Annotated in this window: 21 protein-coding genes and 1 riboswitch; of the genes, 5 read left to right on the forward strand and 16 right to left on the reverse strand. The window is 49.5% G+C overall.

The window, feature by feature from the left end:
- The 3 genes from ACHA8N_RS13070 to ACHA8N_RS13080 form a co-directional block, all read right to left on the reverse strand.
- A complete protein-coding gene (locus ACHA8N_RS13070; protein ID WP_393965975.1) occupies positions 1-513 on the reverse strand; it encodes a GNAT family N-acetyltransferase in 513 nt (170 codons plus the stop codon).
- On the reverse strand, positions 510-1376 hold the full coding sequence (locus tag ACHA8N_RS13075) for an NAD-dependent epimerase/dehydratase family protein (RefSeq protein WP_393965976.1): 867 nt from the start codon (positions 1374-1376) through the stop codon (positions 510-512). Before ACHA8N_RS13075 ends, ACHA8N_RS13070 begins: the two co-directional genes overlap by 4 nt.
- Positions 1377-1509: 133 nt before the next feature.
- On the reverse strand, positions 1510-1860 hold the full coding sequence (locus tag ACHA8N_RS13080; protein ID WP_026832242.1) for a HesB/IscA family protein: 351 nt from the start codon (positions 1858-1860) through the stop codon (positions 1510-1512).
- A 117-nt stretch (positions 1861-1977) separates the two neighbouring features.
- Positions 1978-2118, forward strand: a riboswitch (FMN riboswitch).
- A 160-nt stretch (positions 2119-2278) separates the two neighbouring features.
- Between ACHA8N_RS13080 and ACHA8N_RS13085 the strand changes: the two genes are divergently transcribed.
- A complete protein-coding gene (locus tag ACHA8N_RS13085) occupies positions 2279-2845 on the forward strand; it encodes an ECF transporter S component (protein WP_147510528.1) in 567 nt (188 codons plus the stop codon).
- A gap of 63 nt (positions 2846-2908) precedes the next feature.
- On the opposite strand, the gene ACHA8N_RS13090 is transcribed toward ACHA8N_RS13085, so the two are convergent.
- A complete protein-coding gene (locus tag ACHA8N_RS13090; protein ID WP_012371187.1) occupies positions 2909-3142 on the reverse strand; it encodes a YuzB family protein in 234 nt (77 codons plus the stop codon).
- Between the two features lie 92 nt (positions 3143-3234).
- Between ACHA8N_RS13090 and ACHA8N_RS13095 the strand changes: the two genes are divergently transcribed.
- Positions 3235-4287 carry an NAD(P)/FAD-dependent oxidoreductase gene (locus tag ACHA8N_RS13095; protein WP_026832240.1) on the forward strand — a complete coding sequence of 351 codons (1053 nt, stop codon included), beginning with the start codon at positions 3235-3237 and terminating at the stop codon, positions 4285-4287.
- 14 nt (positions 4288-4301) lie between these two features.
- Here the strand turns inward: ACHA8N_RS13095 and ACHA8N_RS13100 are convergent, their stop codons facing one another.
- Entirely contained in the window at positions 4302-4607 is a 306-nt protein-coding gene (locus ACHA8N_RS13100; RefSeq protein WP_393965977.1) for a DUF1462 family protein, read from the reverse strand.
- A gap of 111 nt (positions 4608-4718) precedes the next feature.
- On the opposite strand from ACHA8N_RS13100, the gene ACHA8N_RS13105 reads away from it, so the two are divergent.
- Positions 4719-4946, forward strand: a complete 228-nt coding sequence (locus ACHA8N_RS13105; RefSeq protein WP_012371190.1) for a NifU family protein — start codon at positions 4719-4721, stop codon at positions 4944-4946.
- A gap of 45 nt (positions 4947-4991) precedes the next feature.
- Here ACHA8N_RS13105 and ACHA8N_RS13110 read toward each other — a convergent pair whose 3' ends face one another.
- Entirely contained in the window at positions 4992-5756 is a 765-nt protein-coding gene (locus tag ACHA8N_RS13110) for a TIGR01457 family HAD-type hydrolase (RefSeq protein ID WP_147510526.1), read from the reverse strand.
- A gap of 6 nt (positions 5757-5762) precedes the next feature.
- Positions 5763-6206 (reverse strand): DUF86 domain-containing protein, encoded by a 444-nt coding sequence (locus tag ACHA8N_RS13115; RefSeq protein WP_147510525.1) that lies wholly within the window; start codon positions 6204-6206, stop codon positions 5763-5765.
- A 154-nt stretch (positions 6207-6360) separates the two neighbouring features.
- Here ACHA8N_RS13115 and glpX point away from each other — a divergent pair, with 154 nt between their 5' ends.
- Both glpX and ACHA8N_RS13125 read left to right on the forward strand, forming a co-directional pair.
- Complete coding sequence (gene glpX, locus ACHA8N_RS13120) at positions 6361-7341, forward strand: class II fructose-bisphosphatase (protein ID WP_147510524.1); 981 nt, start codon at positions 6361-6363, stop codon at positions 7339-7341.
- Positions 7342-7377: 36 nt separating this feature from the next.
- Positions 7378-7653 carry a DUF3055 domain-containing protein gene (locus tag ACHA8N_RS13125; protein ID WP_035387577.1) on the forward strand — a complete coding sequence of 92 codons (276 nt, stop codon included), beginning with the start codon at positions 7378-7380 and terminating at the stop codon, positions 7651-7653.
- 39 nt (positions 7654-7692) lie between these two features.
- On the opposite strand, the gene ACHA8N_RS13130 is transcribed toward ACHA8N_RS13125, so the two are convergent.
- From ACHA8N_RS13130 to ACHA8N_RS13170, 9 genes are all read right to left on the reverse strand, one after another.
- Positions 7693-8145, reverse strand: a complete 453-nt coding sequence (locus ACHA8N_RS13130; protein WP_147510522.1) for a general stress protein — start codon at positions 8143-8145, stop codon at positions 7693-7695.
- Between the two features lie 84 nt (positions 8146-8229).
- Positions 8230-8619, reverse strand: a complete 390-nt coding sequence (locus ACHA8N_RS13135; protein ID WP_147510521.1) for a YutD family protein — start codon at positions 8617-8619, stop codon at positions 8230-8232.
- 104 nt (positions 8620-8723) lie between these two features.
- Positions 8724-9662, reverse strand: coding sequence for a lipoyl synthase (gene lipA, locus ACHA8N_RS13140; RefSeq protein WP_393966127.1), 939 nt, complete (start codon positions 9660-9662; stop codon positions 8724-8726).
- A 23-nt stretch (positions 9663-9685) separates the two neighbouring features.
- Positions 9686-10981, reverse strand: a complete 1296-nt coding sequence (locus ACHA8N_RS13145) for a bifunctional metallophosphatase/5'-nucleotidase (RefSeq protein ID WP_147510520.1) — start codon at positions 10979-10981, stop codon at positions 9686-9688.
- Positions 10982-11001: 20 nt separating this feature from the next.
- Positions 11002-11847 carry a DUF72 domain-containing protein gene (locus ACHA8N_RS13150; protein ID WP_147510519.1) on the reverse strand — a complete coding sequence of 282 codons (846 nt, stop codon included), beginning with the start codon at positions 11845-11847 and terminating at the stop codon, positions 11002-11004.
- Positions 11848-12031: 184 nt separating this feature from the next.
- Positions 12032-12601, reverse strand: coding sequence for a dihydrofolate reductase family protein (locus ACHA8N_RS13155; RefSeq protein WP_393965978.1), 570 nt, complete (start codon positions 12599-12601; stop codon positions 12032-12034).
- A gap of 87 nt (positions 12602-12688) precedes the next feature.
- Positions 12689-14086 carry a Fe-S cluster assembly protein SufB gene (sufB, locus tag ACHA8N_RS13160; protein WP_026832227.1) on the reverse strand — a complete coding sequence of 466 codons (1398 nt, stop codon included), beginning with the start codon at positions 14084-14086 and terminating at the stop codon, positions 12689-12691.
- A gap of 33 nt (positions 14087-14119) precedes the next feature.
- On the reverse strand, positions 14120-14554 hold the full coding sequence (sufU, locus tag ACHA8N_RS13165) for a Fe-S cluster assembly sulfur transfer protein SufU (protein WP_026832226.1): 435 nt from the start codon (positions 14552-14554) through the stop codon (positions 14120-14122).
- A complete protein-coding gene (locus ACHA8N_RS13170; protein WP_026832225.1) occupies positions 14544-15767 on the reverse strand; it encodes a cysteine desulfurase in 1224 nt (407 codons plus the stop codon). Before ACHA8N_RS13170 ends, sufU begins: the two co-directional genes overlap by 11 nt.
- Position 15768 lies beyond the last annotated feature (1 nt).

Below are 15768 nucleotides of genomic sequence, written 5' to 3' on the forward strand. Positions count from 1 at the left end.
TCATTCTCCTAGCGGAATGATGAAACGTCGGACACGTCCGCCGTCCTCTTTGACGTACGATGCAATCTCCTGACCGCCGTTCGCCAGGATGACGCGGCCGGATGCGATATTGTCCGCACTGCAGGTGATCAAGACAGAGGCAAGCCCCCGCTCTCGCGCGACGGCGAGCGCTTGACGCAACCCTTCTGTCGCATATCCGTTCTGCCGAGCACTCGGACGAATTCCATAACCGATATGACCGCCGATTTGTTGCAGTTGGTCGTTTAAGTCATGCCGGAAATTGACCGCACCGACAATTCGTTGTCCGTCGTACAACCAATAAGTCGAGTGGGTGACCCAGTTTTTCGGGGCCACCTGTTCTTCTTCTTGCTGCGCCTCTAAAAAATCCGCTAACGGTAAAAAAGTTTTGCTGACAACACTTGGGACGATGGCTTCACCGGACTGTTGCCACTCTGTCAGAAAATCGAGGTATTCGACTTCAAGTTGCACGGACGGTTTGATTAACGTAATCATTTGTGATTGCGAACCTCCTCTTCAATGAGTCGATCGAGCCAGTCGTCGACATGTTGGAATAAATACCCCGCTTGTTTTGCGGCTGTCGTATCCATATAAAAGTCGTGATCCGGTGCCAGTGGGGACGGATCGTCTCCCTTCGTTTCAAACCGGGATGTCGTCTTCGCCACGCGGTCAATTTTATCCATCAGGTCCTGAATCGATAACACGCCGTCACTTGCTGCATTGATCGGTCCGGTCATCGTCGAACGTCCGCACCATTCGAGGAAGGATGCCGCTTCGTAACTCGAGATATAGCCCATCTTCGCATATAAATTTTCAGCAACAATCGGTTGATCCGCCAAGGCCCGTTTAATATGGAACACCAGTCGTTCCGTATAATCGTCCGGCCCTAAGACGACAGGGAAGCGAACGGCGATTACGGGGAAAGTCGCCCGTTGGAAAAAGTAACTTTCCGCCTGACGTTTTCCTTCCCCGTAATCATGTTCTTTTTCCAAGTCATATTTCCCGGGAAACGGATTGTAGGTCCGCTCTGAGATGTTCGTTCCGCCCTGCTCATAAACGGACATCGTCGACGTTAGGATATAGCGTCCGACTTTCCCTTCAAAAGCATCCACCGCAAGCTTCGCCTGATACGGATTAAAGCAGATATTGTCATAGATGATGTCCCAGTTCTGACTTCCAAGATCCTTCATCGTACTGCTTGACGTCCGGTCCCCTTTAAAAAATGTCAAGCCTTTCGCGACCGGCGGTGTATGCTCGCCGCGCGTGACAATCGTCACATCATCCCCCGATTCCGCAAGCCGTAGTGCCAATCGTCGACCAAAGTAACGTGTTCCACCAAAAATCAGTACTTTTCGCATCGATAGTCCTCCCTCGTCATGGCGTTCTAACGTTCTTGTTAGTCCTTCTCCATGTACACCGTGAAGTCCTGTTCCTCTCGCTTTGAAAACAAAAAAACCGCAGACGGCATCGTCTGCGGTGAAACGGATTAGATTAACATCCGCCGGGTGTACCGGCATTTGTTGCGGTCCGGAACGACGTCCCGCATCCACATGTCGCAATGGCGTTCGGATTCGTGATCGTGAATCCACCGCCGAGCATCGATTGTTTATAATCTACTTCCAGTCCTTTGACGACCGGATAATCTTTTTGATCGACGATGACCTTCACCCCATGTTGCTCAAAGGTTAAGTCAGTCTCCTTTTGGCTGTCAAAGCCCATACCGTAGGAGAGACCACTGCATCCGCCACCTTGAACGAGCATCCGCAGATTCTGTTCATCGTTCGGCGCCTGCAACATCATCTCTTTGACTTGGAGTGCGGCCGCTTCTGTTAAATGAATCATGTCATCACCTTCCCTTTTTTATCAGTATACGCAATTTCAGAGGGAATCGAAACCTAGTTGCTTGAAACTATCTTGAATTCGTTGTATAAAGGAGTTGTATCAAAAAAAATTAAATCGTTCCATCTTCAGGGCAGGGTGAAATTCCCGACCGGCGGTAAACAGACGATTCGTCTGAAGCCCGCGAGCGAATAGGGCGCTATTTGCTGATTCTGTGTGACTCAGGAGCCGACAGTATAGTCTGGATGGGAGAAGATGGCGGCATGTTTCTATTTCTTGAACCGATTTTTTGCAAAAATCGTTCAGGCTTAGTTTACTGCGGACTTCTCCCCTATCGAACATTTTTCGATGGGGGTTTATTTTGGACGCAGCCATGCCAATACTTCATCGAGAGGAACGAGCAAAAGGAGATTATACTCGTATGAAACGCACACAAAAGATGGTCACGTTATCCATGTTAGGTTCAATTTCGTTTGTTCTCATGTTACTCAACTTTCCACTGCCGTTTTTACCGAACTATCTGAAGATCGACTTCAGTGACGTTCCCGCTTTGATCGCTGCCATCATGTTCTCACCGATTGCAGGTGTCATCGTCGAAGCACTCAAAAACGTCCTGTACTACATCTTCCGCGGAAGCGGTGTTCCGGTCGGAGAGCTTGCAAACTTTGCTGCCGGTATCGCCTTCATTCTTCCGGTCAGTTGGTTCTACCATAAAAAGAAATCTACCAAAGGTCTTGCAACCGGGCTCGTCGCAGGTACGATCACGATGGCACTTGGTCTTGCAATCCTCAATTATATCTTAATTCTTCCAGCGTATGCTTGGTTCTTCGGAATGGATTACATGTTGGATCCAGCCGTCAAATGGACGACAATCACGGCCGGTATCCTGCCGTTTAACATCATCAAGGCGATGTTCATCTCAGCACTCTTTATTCCGCTGTTCTTGAAACTCAAACCATGGATGATGCGTCGCCAACAGTCCTTCTAAGTCCGAAGCCGCGCCCGCTGACAGACACAAATCCCCGGTCTCATCTGAGACACGGGGATTTTTTTAGAGCTCGTTTTCTTCGATTTTCTGATAAATTTTTTCAAGCAGTTCTTCCGGTGTCTCTCCGACAACGGTTTCGCCATCGACCAGACAAAAATGATCGAGTGAGCAGATCCCGCAATATCCAAGGCAACCATATTCGACGACATCGACATTCGGGTCCCGTTCGAGTTGTTGCATGACGACCTGGGTCCCTGTCGCTAAGTTACTGATACAAAATTCAATAATCGGATTCACTTTTTTTCCTCCTTCAAGCAGGAATTATCTTTCCTCATGTCGTATTATACAAGGTCAGACTGATTTAGGGGAACTAAGGGGGATTTTAAGTTATGAAGCAACTGGTTGTTTTAGGTGGTGGATACGGTGGGATGCGGATTTGTGAACGATTCAAGGATGAAGAGGTCGCTGTGACACTCGTCGATCGTTTACCGTATCATGCCTTAAAAACAGAATATTACGCACTGGCTGCCGGAACATTGTCGGATCGGGATGTCCGAATCGCATTTCCGGAAGGAGAACACCTCACATATAAATATGGTCACGTCGTCCAGATTTCACCCGAGACGAACTCCGTCCATCTGCAAGACGGTACGGAACTTTTTTATGATGATTTAGTCATCGCTTTAGGGTGTGAAGACAAATACCATAACATACCGGGCGCACAAGAGTTTACGTACAGCATCCAGACACTTGAGGAATCACGGAAAACACAACAGGCGATCTGCGGACTTTCTCCGGGGGCCATCGTTTCGATCGTCGGAGCCGGTCTCTCCGGTGTCGAACTGGCCAGTGAACTGCATGAAAGCCGGAAAGATTTAAAAATCCGGTTATTCGACCGCGGTCCGTCCGTCTTGTCCTTCCTCTCGGATAAAGTATCGACGTACGTCCAGGAATGGTTCGAAGAGCACGACGTCGAAGTCATCAACAATTCCAACGTCACGTTCGTCACGGCGGATGACGTCCAAAACGGGGATGACGCCTATCCGTCGAACTTGACGATTTGGACGGCCGGCACGCAACCGGTCAAAGTCGTGCGCGATCTTGGGTTTGAAGCAGACAGCGGTGGACGGATCAAGCTGACGGAACACCACCATGTGCCGGAACATGAAAATGTCTTCGTCATCGGGGACTGTGCCAGTTTGCCGTATGCTCCAAGCGGTCAGCTCGCGGAACATCAAGCCGATCAAGTCGTCGATGTCCTGCAGGCAAAATGGGCCGGCAAGAAGTTGCCGAAACTGCCGGAAATCAAGTTACGCGGGATGCTCGGATCACTCGGGAAATCAGACGGATTCGGAATCGTCATGGGGAAACAGGCGCTGACTGGAAAAGTTCCACGCCTGTTGAAGTCCGGCGTGCTCTGGAAACACAAAAAAATCAAATAAGAAAACGGCGCCGGTCATTCCGGGGCCGTTTTTTCAAGTCTCGTATCGATTGCCTGGGTGATTTTTTTCAATTGGACGTACCCTTCGTCGATCATCTCACCGTCAAGCAGGACGAGCGGATAAAAATAGACATCGTCTTTTAAAGCCAGAATCCAGTCATCTTCAACTGGCGCGGCTTCGAAATCGACATATTCAAACGTCAATGCCGTCTCATATTTCCGTCCGAGAACGGCCTGCAGCCAACTGTAGGTCTCTTCCGAACTTGGTGCCCCGACGCAGCTCGGACACGTCTGTGCGGCGCCATATACTTTGATTTCCATCACTTGTCCCCCTCTTCCTGTTGCACTTCTTTTTTAGTATACAAGTTTTCCAGATTGAGAACATTTTTCAACCCTGTTACAATGATGCTATAAGAAAGGATGTGTTTACGCATGGAAATGTTTGATCAAGTAAACGAAGTACTCGAAAAATTGCGTCCGTTCCTTCTTCGTGACGGAGGAGACGTTGAACTCGTAGATGTAGAAGACGGTATCGTCAAACTCCGTTTGATGGGAGCTTGCGGCAGCTGCCCAAGTTCAACAATCACACTGAAGGCTGGTATCGAACGTGCCCTACTTGAAGAAGTAGCCGGCGTCGTTGAAGTCGAACAAGTCTTCTAAATCGGTAAAATCCCCACTGACATCTGTCAATGGGGATTTTTTTGTTCACAAGATCCATTCCGCCAATGTATCGACCATATACGTCGGTTGAGCATCCTGCCCTTGAATGAAGACCGGCGTATGGACACCGGAGTTGACATGCATCGTCCGGATACCACCATTGATGCCGAACAGAATGTCCGTATGGTAGTTATCACCGATCATGATGAGGTCTTCTTTCGCGAGACCAATCATCTCAGCTGCGATATTAATCATCACCGGTTCCGGTTTCCCGATATAAAACGGTTCTTTTTCCGTCGTTACCCGTAAGACGGACGTCAACGCACCATTCCCCGGTAAAAAGCCACGCTCGGTCGGAATCGCGATATCTCCGTTCGTCGAGATGAAGCGGGCTCCTGCACGAATTGCCAGTGCTCCGATTGCTAACTTCTCATACGTAATTTGACGGTCGAGACCGATGACGACATAATCGGCATGCTCGTCTGCGACGACCTGTAGGCCTTGACGCTCGAGGGAATCAATCAATCCACCTTCTCCAATCGCATAGACCTTCGCACCCGGATCGAGTTCTGCGATGTAGCGACCTGTCGCCATCGCACTCGTCAAGACGTGCTCCGCGTTCGAATGGACACCCATGCCACGTAATTTTTCAGCGACCGCTTCCGCCGTCATCGAGGCATTGTTCGTAACGAACAGATATGGCACCCCTTGCTCTTGCAGACGATTTACGAAATCAACCGCTTCTTTGACAGGTTCTGTCCCGTTATACATCGTTCCATCCAAATCAAACAAATATCCTTTTGCTTTCATCCTGGCTCACTCCTCATTTGGTAAAAATGCAGAGACCGGTCCGAGTTCTGTTTCTAAATAGTGTCGGACGGCTTCCGGAAAACGACGCAACTGCGTTTCTTCTTCCAAAAGAACATCCCGGATCTCTGCTGTGCTCGATGTCGTAAATTCACGGACAATCCGTGTCCGCAGGGCGACGATCCGTTTCAGACTCGTCGCCAGCGGCGCATCCACGACCCGTTCATCTTCTAAAATCATGACGATATCTTCATAACTTCCCGGATCACGCATGATGAAACCATCAATCATACTGTTCCCCACATCGATGATACTTTCGATCACCAAAAATCCGATCCGTTCCCACGCCAGTGAAACCGTCAACGCATCCCCTGTTAATTCCTTGCTTTGACGCAGCGCGGTTTCAAAACAAACCACCGTTTGTTCAATTTTTTCACGATTTACGAAATACATCCAGCATTCCCCCTCACATCCTTCATTTTAGCTCTATCCGCGGGACATGAAAAGCAGAAAGGCTGTTTGCATCACATTCCTCAATGTGTTATCCTCAATTTAGATTTTTACGAAAATAGTATGTCACATTAGGTGACTTGGAGGTTATTCATAGATGGAACGGGAATTAGCATTAGAAATCGTCCGAGCAACAGAAGCAGCAGCACTAGCATCCGCCAAGTGGATTGGTCGTGGGAAAAAGAACGAAGCCGATGATGCGGCAACGACTGCCATGCGCGAAGTCTTAAATACCGTCAACATGGCGGGAACCGTCGTCATTGGCGAAGGGGAACTCGACGAAGCACCGATGTTATTCATCGGTGAAAAAGTCGGAACTGCCAACGGACCGGTCGTCGATATCGCCGTCGATCCGCTTGAAGGGACGAACATCGTCGCCAAAGGTCTCGGTAACGCCATGGTCGTCATTGCGGTCGCGGATGAAGGTGCCCTGCTCCACGCACCAGATATGTACATGGATAAACTGACCGTCGGACCGAACTTAAAAGGACATGTCTCACTCGACGATCCACTCGAAGTCATCATTCAAAAAGCAGCGGAACTGAATCAAAAACGAATCGAAGACGTCACCGTCATCATGCAGGATCGTCCGCGTCATGATCATTTCCGGGAAGCAGCGATGCGCGTCGGCGCTCGTGTCCGTCTCTTTGAGGATGGAGACGTTTCGGCAGGAATCGCCCCGCTCTCTCCTTCAACCGGAATCGACATCTTCATCGGAACGGGTGGCGCACCGGAAGGCGTCATCACAGCAGCTGCCGTCAAGGCAATGGGCGGCGACATGCAGGCCCGTCTGCATCCGATGAATGAAGAAGAAACGGCGCGTGTCATCCGAATGGGACTTGCCGATCCGCTGCAATTGTTGACGCTCGACGATCTGATCAAGAGTGATGACTGCATCTTTGCTGCAACCGGCGTGACGACAGGGGAGATGCTCGACGGCGTCCGCTTCTTGACGGACGATATCGTCGAAACGACGTCACTCGTGATGCGTTCAAAAACACGGACGATCCGAAAGGTCATCGCAGAACATAGCCTTTCGCGTAAACCGTACTTGCAAAAAGTTCCCCAAACCCTTTAATCTAAGCAGAGATGAAGGAAATGAGGGAACTGACAGATGATGCAAGAACGTGATTTTTTATATGATGAAGTCGAACAAACCAAAACCCGGTTCGTTTGTTGGATTGGCGAGACGAGCCGCTTCGATTTGGCCATCACCCACTCCGAGCACTTCTTCGGCAAGATTTTGGTGCTGAACCTGTTGTCGAACCGGTTTGCGATCATCGGTCCGGACGACTTTGACGAGCCGGGCTACATCGCTCATGCCTTTGATTTAGAAGATGAGGCGGCAGACGAGCTCGAGGGCTACCTGCGCGACTACATCGGACTATAAAAAAACAGCCAGCTCCCAAAGGAGTTGGCTGTTTTGCTGTTACAGTAACCGGTCGTTCCGCTCATTGAGCGTGTTTGGACCACTGAAAACGTTCGTATTATCCGATTCATCGTGGGCTTTCCGCTCAGAATGTTGATCTGCTTCATCGCCGACGAGTAAGACGAATTGTCCCTCTTCCGCTGCTTTGTTGGCACGGTTGACATCCTCTTTCGTCAATCCGCTCGCTTCAAGCACATCGCTGTGTGAAGAAGATCCGGCACTGTCCTTTTTAAAGATGCCTTTGATCTCTTGCCAGAGATTCATATGGTCTTCCTGCGACAGACGCGTCGATGTTTGTTGATTGTTCAGATCTGCCAATTCTTCGATCTGTTCCAGATCATATCGATCATGGGCAATGACTTTTAAATCTGTTGAAACAACTCCTGCGACACGTAAATCATGAACAGCACTGACGACTTCTGGTACTGAATGGTAGATTCCGACGATTCTCATGGATAGTTCCCCCTATAGGTGCGTAATACTATACTATTAGCCGAAAACACCTAATCGGAAACATCCTTTCAAATGTCATTTTGATTACTGTTCGCTTTTGACTTCGTTTACTTCTTCTTTTTCCGCCGAAAACTTCCGTTTCAGTTTTAACGTATTCGCTGAAGATCCGTCGAAGCGAGGTGGTGCTTCTTCTCCTTCTACGAATTCCATCCGTTTGACGATAAAATACGCACAGCCGAAATTGCAGTATTCGTACAAATAATCCGCCACGTGGGAGATTTTTGTATCAAACGTTGCTTTTTCATGGTTGTCTTCATAGAATCCACGGAGGCGCAATTGCCCGTGTCCCCAATCTCCGACGATGTAGTCGTATTTTTCGAGCACATCACTAAACCGGCCGATGAATGCTTCTTCGTTGAATCCTTCTCGTTTTTCTTCGACGATTTCATATCTTTCACGATTGACTTGTATCATTTTTCCACCCCCTGCTTCCTTTATCTTACCATAATCATACTTGAAAACGAATCGTCAGACAGCAGAAAACCGTCCTCGCACGCAGCGTGGACGGTCCTGGATCATCAATCAATTGGTAGAGCCGCTTTATTTTTTTTCGCAGCGTTGACTTGTTCGTCAGCATGGTACGACGAACGGACAAGCGGACCGGCCTCACAATGCGAGAAGCCTTTTCCGAGCGCAATCTGTTTTAATTCAGCAAATTCTTGTGGCGTGTAGTACTTGATGACATCCAAGTGCTTTTTCGTCGGTTGGAGATACTGACCAATCGTCATGATGTCGACGTCGTTCGCACGCAGGTCGTCCATCGTCTGTAAGATTTCGTCCCACGTTTCCCCAAGTCCGAGCATCAGACTCGATTTCGTCGGAATTTCCGGTGCGAGTTCTTTTGAACGACGCAGGAATTCAAGTGTCCGGTCGTACGTTGCTTTCGCCCGGACCGTCGGTGTGAGGCGGCGTACCGTCTCGATGTTGTGGTTCATGATGTCCGGCTTGGCTTCGATCAGCGTCTGTAACGCGTCAAAGTTCCCACCCATGTCGGACGGTAAGACTTCAATCGATGTCTCCGGATTCATACGACGCACTTCACGCACCGTCTCCGCGTAAACACCGGCCCCGAAGTCATTTAAATCATCACGGGCAACTGCTGTGATGACCGCATGTTTCAGATTCATCAGACGAACGGATTCCGCCACTCGTTTCGGTTCTTCTAAGTCGAGTTCGTTTGGTCGACCCGTCGTGACGGCACAAAAACGACAAGCCCGTGTACAGATGCTTCCAAGAATCATGAACGTTGCCGTCCGGCGCACGGCCCAACATTCATGAATGTTCGGACATTTCGCTTCCTCACATACCGTGTGGAGCTTTTTCTCGCGCATCATACTTTTGAGTTCTGTGTATGTCTCATTCGTGTTCAACTTGATTTTCAACCACTCTGGTTTACGTTGTATCTCTCCGCGTCCCATGAATCGGTTTCCCCCTTTATCCGTAAAAGCTGACCTGATTTCTGTTACAGTATAACAAATATTCAGTGTTTGCGGACGGGTAATTCACCAAATTCTGACTTCTCCGATAAGCGATTGAACAACAGATCCCGCAAGAGTTCCGGCATGAAATATTCTTTCGGCATTTCTTTAATTTCCGGGAATAAAGGACCAAATGTAAACATGTCCGGGAGAACGACGGTATAGGTCTTTGTATTGTCAATGTGTTGATGATTTCCAGCATAATGCATTTTGCCCATCAATTTACCACGGAAACCGAGACCACGAACCTTTAATTGTTCGAAGCGTTCGGTTTCGACTTCGTCGATAAACGCTTTTAATTCGACACCGGTCATCGTCACCTTACACGGATTGATCGGATGCGGACAAAGCCGGTGCAGATCAAACGATGAGACCGGTCCCGGGGACAAGGAGCCAAGCAACATGCCGGCCGGCACACAGGCGAGGTCCGCCTGACACCAGTCGCGCATCGTATCCGCGAGCAGTTGTGTAAACGGGGACGGATTGAACCAGTCATTCGCCAGACCTGATGTCCGTCCAATCGGTTGTTTCATCTGACGTTCCGCTAAATACTGTTCTTTATCGAGTAAGACCGATGTCGCCTCGTCTGCCGGATAAGCTTCAAGCGGATGCAGGACAGCCTCTTTTTCTCCTGTATCCGTGTTTAAGTAGATTTCACCTGCATACTGACCGTACTTTCCAGCCTGGGCAATCAACACCCCGTTTTTGACGACCCCGTCATCAAGGACGTGGTGCGTATGCGCTCCGATGATCAAATCGAGCTCCGGGAAACGTTCCGCCAGTTCTTCATCCTGATAAAACCCAAGATGACTTAAACAAATCAAGACGTCGACTTGATCCCGCAAGGCTTCGATTTCACGTGCTGCCGCCTCCAACGGATCTTCAATCGTCCATCCGAGTAAGGCATACAGCTCGTAATAGGGAGCCGTCAGCCCAAAAATCCCGACTTTTCCCGTCGGTAAGTGTTGAATCATCCCGGCTTTCGCAAACGGTGCCGCCAAGTTCGAGACGAGGACCGGGAACGTCGCGTCCGTATATAAGTCCGCCAACCAATCATGCGGAAACGTAATGCCTTCATTGTTTCCGATCGTGACGGCCGTCGGGGACAGTTCATTTAATAGATGCGTATTGATTTTACCTTGCGTCGCTTCCGTCGCCGGTGCGACCCGGTCCGCATGGTCTCCTAAATCGAAGACGAGGGAATCGTACGTCCGGTGTTCTTTCATGAACGACATATAGCGAGGCCACATATCAAAGTGTGAATGCAGATCGTTATAATGAATGACGTGTAACTTCACGCTCAAGCCTCCTCTAGGTGTTAAAACAGGGAAATTTGCCGGGGCGCAAGCGATTCATAATCAAGACCTAAAATCTCGATCAATCGTTTGGCGTTTGGTACGGCGTCTCCTGCTGAGTTGTTGTTAAAGAAAACATACACGTCTTTTGCCTGTTCGGCAAGTGAACGGATGTGTGTCGCCAAACCTTGCAGTTCTTCTTCCGAGTAACGGTACAGACAACGGACCTTCCGCCAGTCCTCACTGCTTTGACCGGGCTTCTTGAGCCATCCGTTGATATTACGGCCGTGCAGACGGACAAATGCCGTCTCCTGTGTCACGACGGGAACAAACGGCACAGACCCATCTTCCGTCTGCGGTTCATCACAGATCGTATGGATGAACTGATGCTCCGCCAAAAAACGCAGCGTCCGCTCTTGGTAAGCTTCCGAATACCAGGACGGATTCCGAAACTCGATCGCGACAGGAAGACCGGCCAGCGACTTCCGGATCGTCCGAAGATACTCGAGATGGACTTTACTGACATCAAACCAAGGCGGGAGCTGGACGAGAATTGCTGCAATCTTCCCACTCTGTCGCATCGGTTCAATCGACGCGAGGTATTGTTCAAAGATTGGACCAAGCGGATCCTTGTTTTCCCGGTCATGACCACTCATCGCCCGGTGGACCTTGACGATGAACCGGAAGGCATCCGGTGTTTCCGCGACCCATTTTTGGTAGTTCCGTTCCGGTTGAATCGCATAATACGTTGAATCGACCTCGACTGCCGGAAAATGGCCCGCGTAGGCAGCGAGCTTCTCTTTCCGGTCTTGTGGTGTCGGATAGAGGCTGTCGTGATCGCCCCAACCGGTCACGCCGACATAAATCATCCTTCCCCCTCCTCATCTATGTGCGCTTCATATTTTTTATCATAGCATAGCGGAATCGGGAATTTCTTCTTCAAGACTCGTCTTCGAAAAGACGTGTGTTCTTCATATAAAAAACAAGCAAATCCTTCCTACTCCTTCAAAAATAAGGAGAAAAAGACTGCTTGTTTCGTGGATTCATTGATGATCATAAGGAGTCGGTTCGGACCCGTTCATACGTCAACGCGATGCAACTGGAAGCAAAGGTTTGCTGATCAACGAGCCGCAAGGACAACGATTGCTCAAACAACGGAAACATCCGCTTGCCGCCGCCGAGTAAGACGGGATAGATGACGACATGGTACTGATCGATTAAGTCCAAGCGGACGGCTTCTGCCGCAAGCGTCGCCCCGCCGATCGCGATTTTCTTCCCGGGTGCCTGCTTCAATGCTGCCAGTTCCTCCGCCAGTGGTCTCGTCGCAAGTCGGGCATTGCCCTTGACTGCTGTCATCGTCTCGGAGAACACGATTTTCTCAAGCGCTTGCCATGTCTTCGCATAAGCTACGATGATGGGATCGGTGTCCGTTTGATCCGCCGTCTCCCAGTACTGCATCATCTCGTACAGGCGACGTCCATAGACATGGGTATCAAATTCTGTCTCGTAGTCATTAAAATACTGATGCAGCTCAGCGTCCGGTGACGCAAACGCGATGCTGCCCGACGCATCCTCGATGTACCCGTCGAGCGAGACTTGAAAAGAATAAATGAGTTTACGCATCATAACTCCCTCCTTTTTCAATCCTTTACCCGTTTTTAGCTGTTCACGAAAAAAACTCCCTCATCTGTTGATGAGAGAGTAGAAAAATTATCCGATTGAACCTTCCATCTCGAACTTGATGAGACGGTTCATTTCGACCGCATATTCCATCGGCAATTCTTTTGTGAACGGCTCGATGAAGCCCATGACGATCATTTCAGTTGCTTCTTCTTGTGAAATCCCGCGGCTCATCAGGTAGAACAATTGCTCTTCTGAGACCTTCGACACCTTCGCTTCGTGTTCAAGCGAAATGTTATCGTTGAGAATTTCGTTATACGGAATTGTATCTGATGTCGATTGGTTGTCCATGATCAGCGTGTCACATTCGATGTTCGAACGTGCGCCTGTCGCTTTACGACCAAAGTGGACGATCCCACGATACGTTACTTTCCCACCGTGTTTTGAAATCGACTTCGAGACGATCGTCGACGATGTGTTCGGTGCAAGGTGAATCATCTTCGCGCCCGCATCTTGGTGTTGACCTTTACCTGCGATGGCGATTGATAATGTCATACCACGTGAACCTTCACCTTTAAGGATGACGGCCGGGTATTTCATCGTCAATTTCGAACCGATGTTACCATCGACCCATTCCATCGTCGCGCCGGCTTCACAGATCGCACGTTTCGTAACGAGGTTGTAGACGTTGTTCGCCCAGTTTTGGATCGTCGTATAACGGCAGTACGCGTTTTTGTTGATGAAGATCTCAACGACTGCTGAGTGAAGCGAGTTCGTCGTGTAGACCGGTGCCGTACATCCTTCGACGTAATGAACCGATGCTTCTTCGTCAACGATGATCAACGTCCGCTCGAATTGACCCATGTTTTCCGAGTTGATCCGGAAATAGGCTTGAAGCGGCGTATCCATCTTGATACCTTTTGGTACGTAGATGAATGAACCACCCGACCAGACCGCTGTGTTGAGGGCAGCGAACTTGTTATCCGTCGGCGGAATCAATTTACCGAAGTACTCACGGAATAAATCTTCGTTTTCTTTGAGTGCTGTATCTGTATCTTTGAAGACGATCCCTTGATCTTCCAGTTCGCTCTTCATGTTGTGATACACGACTTCTGATTCATACTGTGCCGAAACACCCGCGAGGTATTTTTGCTCAGCTTCCGGGATTCCGAGTTTGTCAAACGTACGTTTGATTTCTTCCGGTACTTCATCCCATGATTTTTCAGCACGTTCTGATGGTTTAACATAATACGTGATGTCATCAAAACGAAGATCTGATAAATCGCCGCCCCATGCTGGCATTGCTTGTTCGTTGAAAATCTTGAGTGATTTCAGACGGAAATCAAGCATCCATTGCGGTTCTTCCTTCATTTTCGAGATCGTCTCGACGACTTCTGTCGTCAAGCCACGTCCAGAACGGAAGATCGAGATATCGCGATCGTGGAAACCATATTTATAATCGCCAATTTCAGGCATGTTCTTAGCCATGTTCGTTTCCTCCTCTTACTTACTGACCGAAGTTTACTTCCCTTCTTCGACGCCGCGTTCGAGCGCCTTCCAGGCAAGTGTCGCACACTTGATTCGTGCCGGGAATTTCGTCACACCAGACAGTGCTTCCGCGTCTCCCAGATCAAATTTCTCATCGTCGTAGTCTTTTCCTTGAACCATCTCAGAAAAGACATGAGCGAGTTGTAATGCTTCTTCGACTGTTTTTCCTTTGACGGCCTGTGTCATCATCGACGCAGACGCCATGCTGATCGAACACCCTTCGCCGTCGAACTTCGCATCTTTGACGATCTCGTCTTCGATCGCGAGTTGCAGACGGATTGTGTCGCCACAAGTCGGGTTGTTCATATCGATCGTCACACCACCGTCAATCGCACCACGATTGCGGGGCGTTTTATAGTGGTCCATGATCACTTGACGGTACAAGTGATCGAGATTGTTAAAATCCATGACTGAAATACTCCTTCGTTTGGTGAAGTCCTGTCACCAGAGCGTCTACTTCTTCCTTTGTATTATACAGGTAAAAGCTTGCTCGTGCTGTTGAACTGGCTCCGAGCCAACGCATCAGTGGTTGGGCACAGTGATGACCGGCACGTACGGCGATGCCTTGCATATCGAGTACGGTCGCGACATCATGTGCGTGGACATCCCCGAGATTAAAGGTGACGAGACCCACCCGTTCTTCCGGACCGTAAATCGTCAGTCCTTCGATGCCACGCATTTGTGCCATCGCGTACTGGGCAAGCTCACGTTCGTGGGCTTCGATGTTACTGAGTCCGATTTGTTCCAGGAAATCGATTGCTGCCGACAAGCCGACAGCTCCTGCGATGATCGGTGTTCCTGCTTCGAAGCGATACGGTGATGGTTTGAACGTCGACTCTTCAAGCCCGACGTAGTCAATCATCTCGCCTCCGAATTCGACCGGCTCCATCGCATTGAGTAATGCTTTTTTGCCGTACAGGACGCCGATACCGGTTGGCCCGCACATCTTATGTGCCGAAAACGCCAGGAAATCACAATCGAGATCCGTGACATCGATTTGTTGGTGCGGTGCACTTTGCGCTGCGTCGACGACCATGACGGCCCCGACTGCGTGCGCCAGCTGTGTCACTTCTTTGATCGGGTTGATCGTCCCGAGGACGTTCGAGACATGCGCCATCGCGACGACCTTCGTCCGATCAGAAATTTGTGCTTTGACCGCTTCGATCGTCACACGACCGTCCGCTGTCAAATCGACATATTTCAGTTTTGCTTTTTTCTTTTTCGCGACTTGTTGCCACGGAATCAAGTTCGCATGGTGCTCCAGGTACGTGACGACAATCTCGTCCCCTTCTTCGACATGCTCCATTCCGTAACTCGACGCGACGATATTGATCGCCGTTGTCGTCCCGCGGGTAAAGATAATCTCTTCATGGTGTTGCGCCTTGATGAAACGACGTACGTTCTCACGCGCACCTTCGTACGCATCCGTCGCTCGTGTTCCGAGCGTATGGACGCCACGGTGCACATTCGAATGAACCGTCTTGTAGTAGTTGTCAATCGCCTCAATGACGACGAGCGGCTTTTGTGAAGAAGCCGCACTATCTAAATAGACGAGTTTCCGGTCATTAACCTGTTGGTCAAGAATCGGAAACTGATTGCGGATGGATGCATCGATTCCCATA

This window comes from Exiguobacterium sp. S22-S28 (assembly GCF_043359615.1).
Taxonomy (GTDB): Bacteria; Bacillota; Bacilli; order Exiguobacteriales; family Exiguobacteriaceae; genus Exiguobacterium_A.

Bases quoted from the DNA above. Each gene is read 5' to 3' on its own strand.
- ACHA8N_RS13130 (WP_147510522.1), bottom strand. From the start codon at position 8,145: ATGAGAATCGTCGGAATCTACCATTCAGTACCAGAAGTCGTCAGTGCT.
- ACHA8N_RS13085 (WP_147510528.1), top strand. From the start codon at position 2,279: ATGAAACGCACACAAAAGATGGTCACGTTATCCATGTTAGGTTCAATT.
- ACHA8N_RS13070 (WP_393965975.1), bottom strand. From the start codon at position 513: ATGATTACGTTAATCAAACCGTCCGTGCAACTTGAAGTCGAATACCTC.
- ACHA8N_RS13075 (WP_393965976.1), bottom strand. From the start codon at position 1,376: ATGCGAAAAGTACTGATTTTTGGTGGAACACGTTACTTTGGTCGACGA.
- ACHA8N_RS13105 (WP_012371190.1), top strand. From the start codon at position 4,719: ATGGAAATGTTTGATCAAGTAAACGAAGTACTCGAAAAATTGCGTCCG.
- ACHA8N_RS13170 (WP_026832225.1), bottom strand. From the start codon at position 15,767: ATGGGAATCGATGCATCCATCCGCAATCAGTTTCCGATTCTTGACCAA.
- ACHA8N_RS13110 (WP_147510526.1), bottom strand. From the start codon at position 5,756: ATGAAAGCAAAAGGATATTTGTTTGATTTGGATGGAACGATGTATAAC.
- ACHA8N_RS13150 (WP_147510519.1), bottom strand. From the start codon at position 11,847: ATGATTTATGTCGGCGTGACCGGTTGGGGCGATCACGACAGCCTCTAT.
- ACHA8N_RS13125 (WP_035387577.1), top strand. From the start codon at position 7,378: ATGATGCAAGAACGTGATTTTTTATATGATGAAGTCGAACAAACCAAA.
- sufB (WP_026832227.1), bottom strand. From the start codon at position 14,086: ATGGCTAAGAACATGCCTGAAATTGGCGATTATAAATATGGTTTCCAC.
- ACHA8N_RS13095 (WP_026832240.1), top strand. From the start codon at position 3,235: ATGAAGCAACTGGTTGTTTTAGGTGGTGGATACGGTGGGATGCGGATT.
- ACHA8N_RS13115 (WP_147510525.1), bottom strand. From the start codon at position 6,206: ATGTATTTCGTAAATCGTGAAAAAATTGAACAAACGGTGGTTTGTTTT.
- glpX (WP_147510524.1), top strand. From the start codon at position 6,361: ATGGAACGGGAATTAGCATTAGAAATCGTCCGAGCAACAGAAGCAGCA.
- ACHA8N_RS13135 (WP_147510521.1), bottom strand. From the start codon at position 8,619: ATGATACAAGTCAATCGTGAAAGATATGAAATCGTCGAAGAAAAACGA.
- ACHA8N_RS13100 (WP_393965977.1), bottom strand. From the start codon at position 4,607: ATGGAAATCAAAGTATATGGCGCCGCACAGACGTGTCCGAGCTGCGTC.
- sufU (WP_026832226.1), bottom strand. From the start codon at position 14,554: ATGGATTTTAACAATCTCGATCACTTGTACCGTCAAGTGATCATGGAC.
- ACHA8N_RS13080 (WP_026832242.1), bottom strand. From the start codon at position 1,860: ATGATTCATTTAACAGAAGCGGCCGCACTCCAAGTCAAAGAGATGATG.
- ACHA8N_RS13155 (WP_393965978.1), bottom strand. From the start codon at position 12,601: ATGCGTAAACTCATTTATTCTTTTCAAGTCTCGCTCGACGGGTACATC.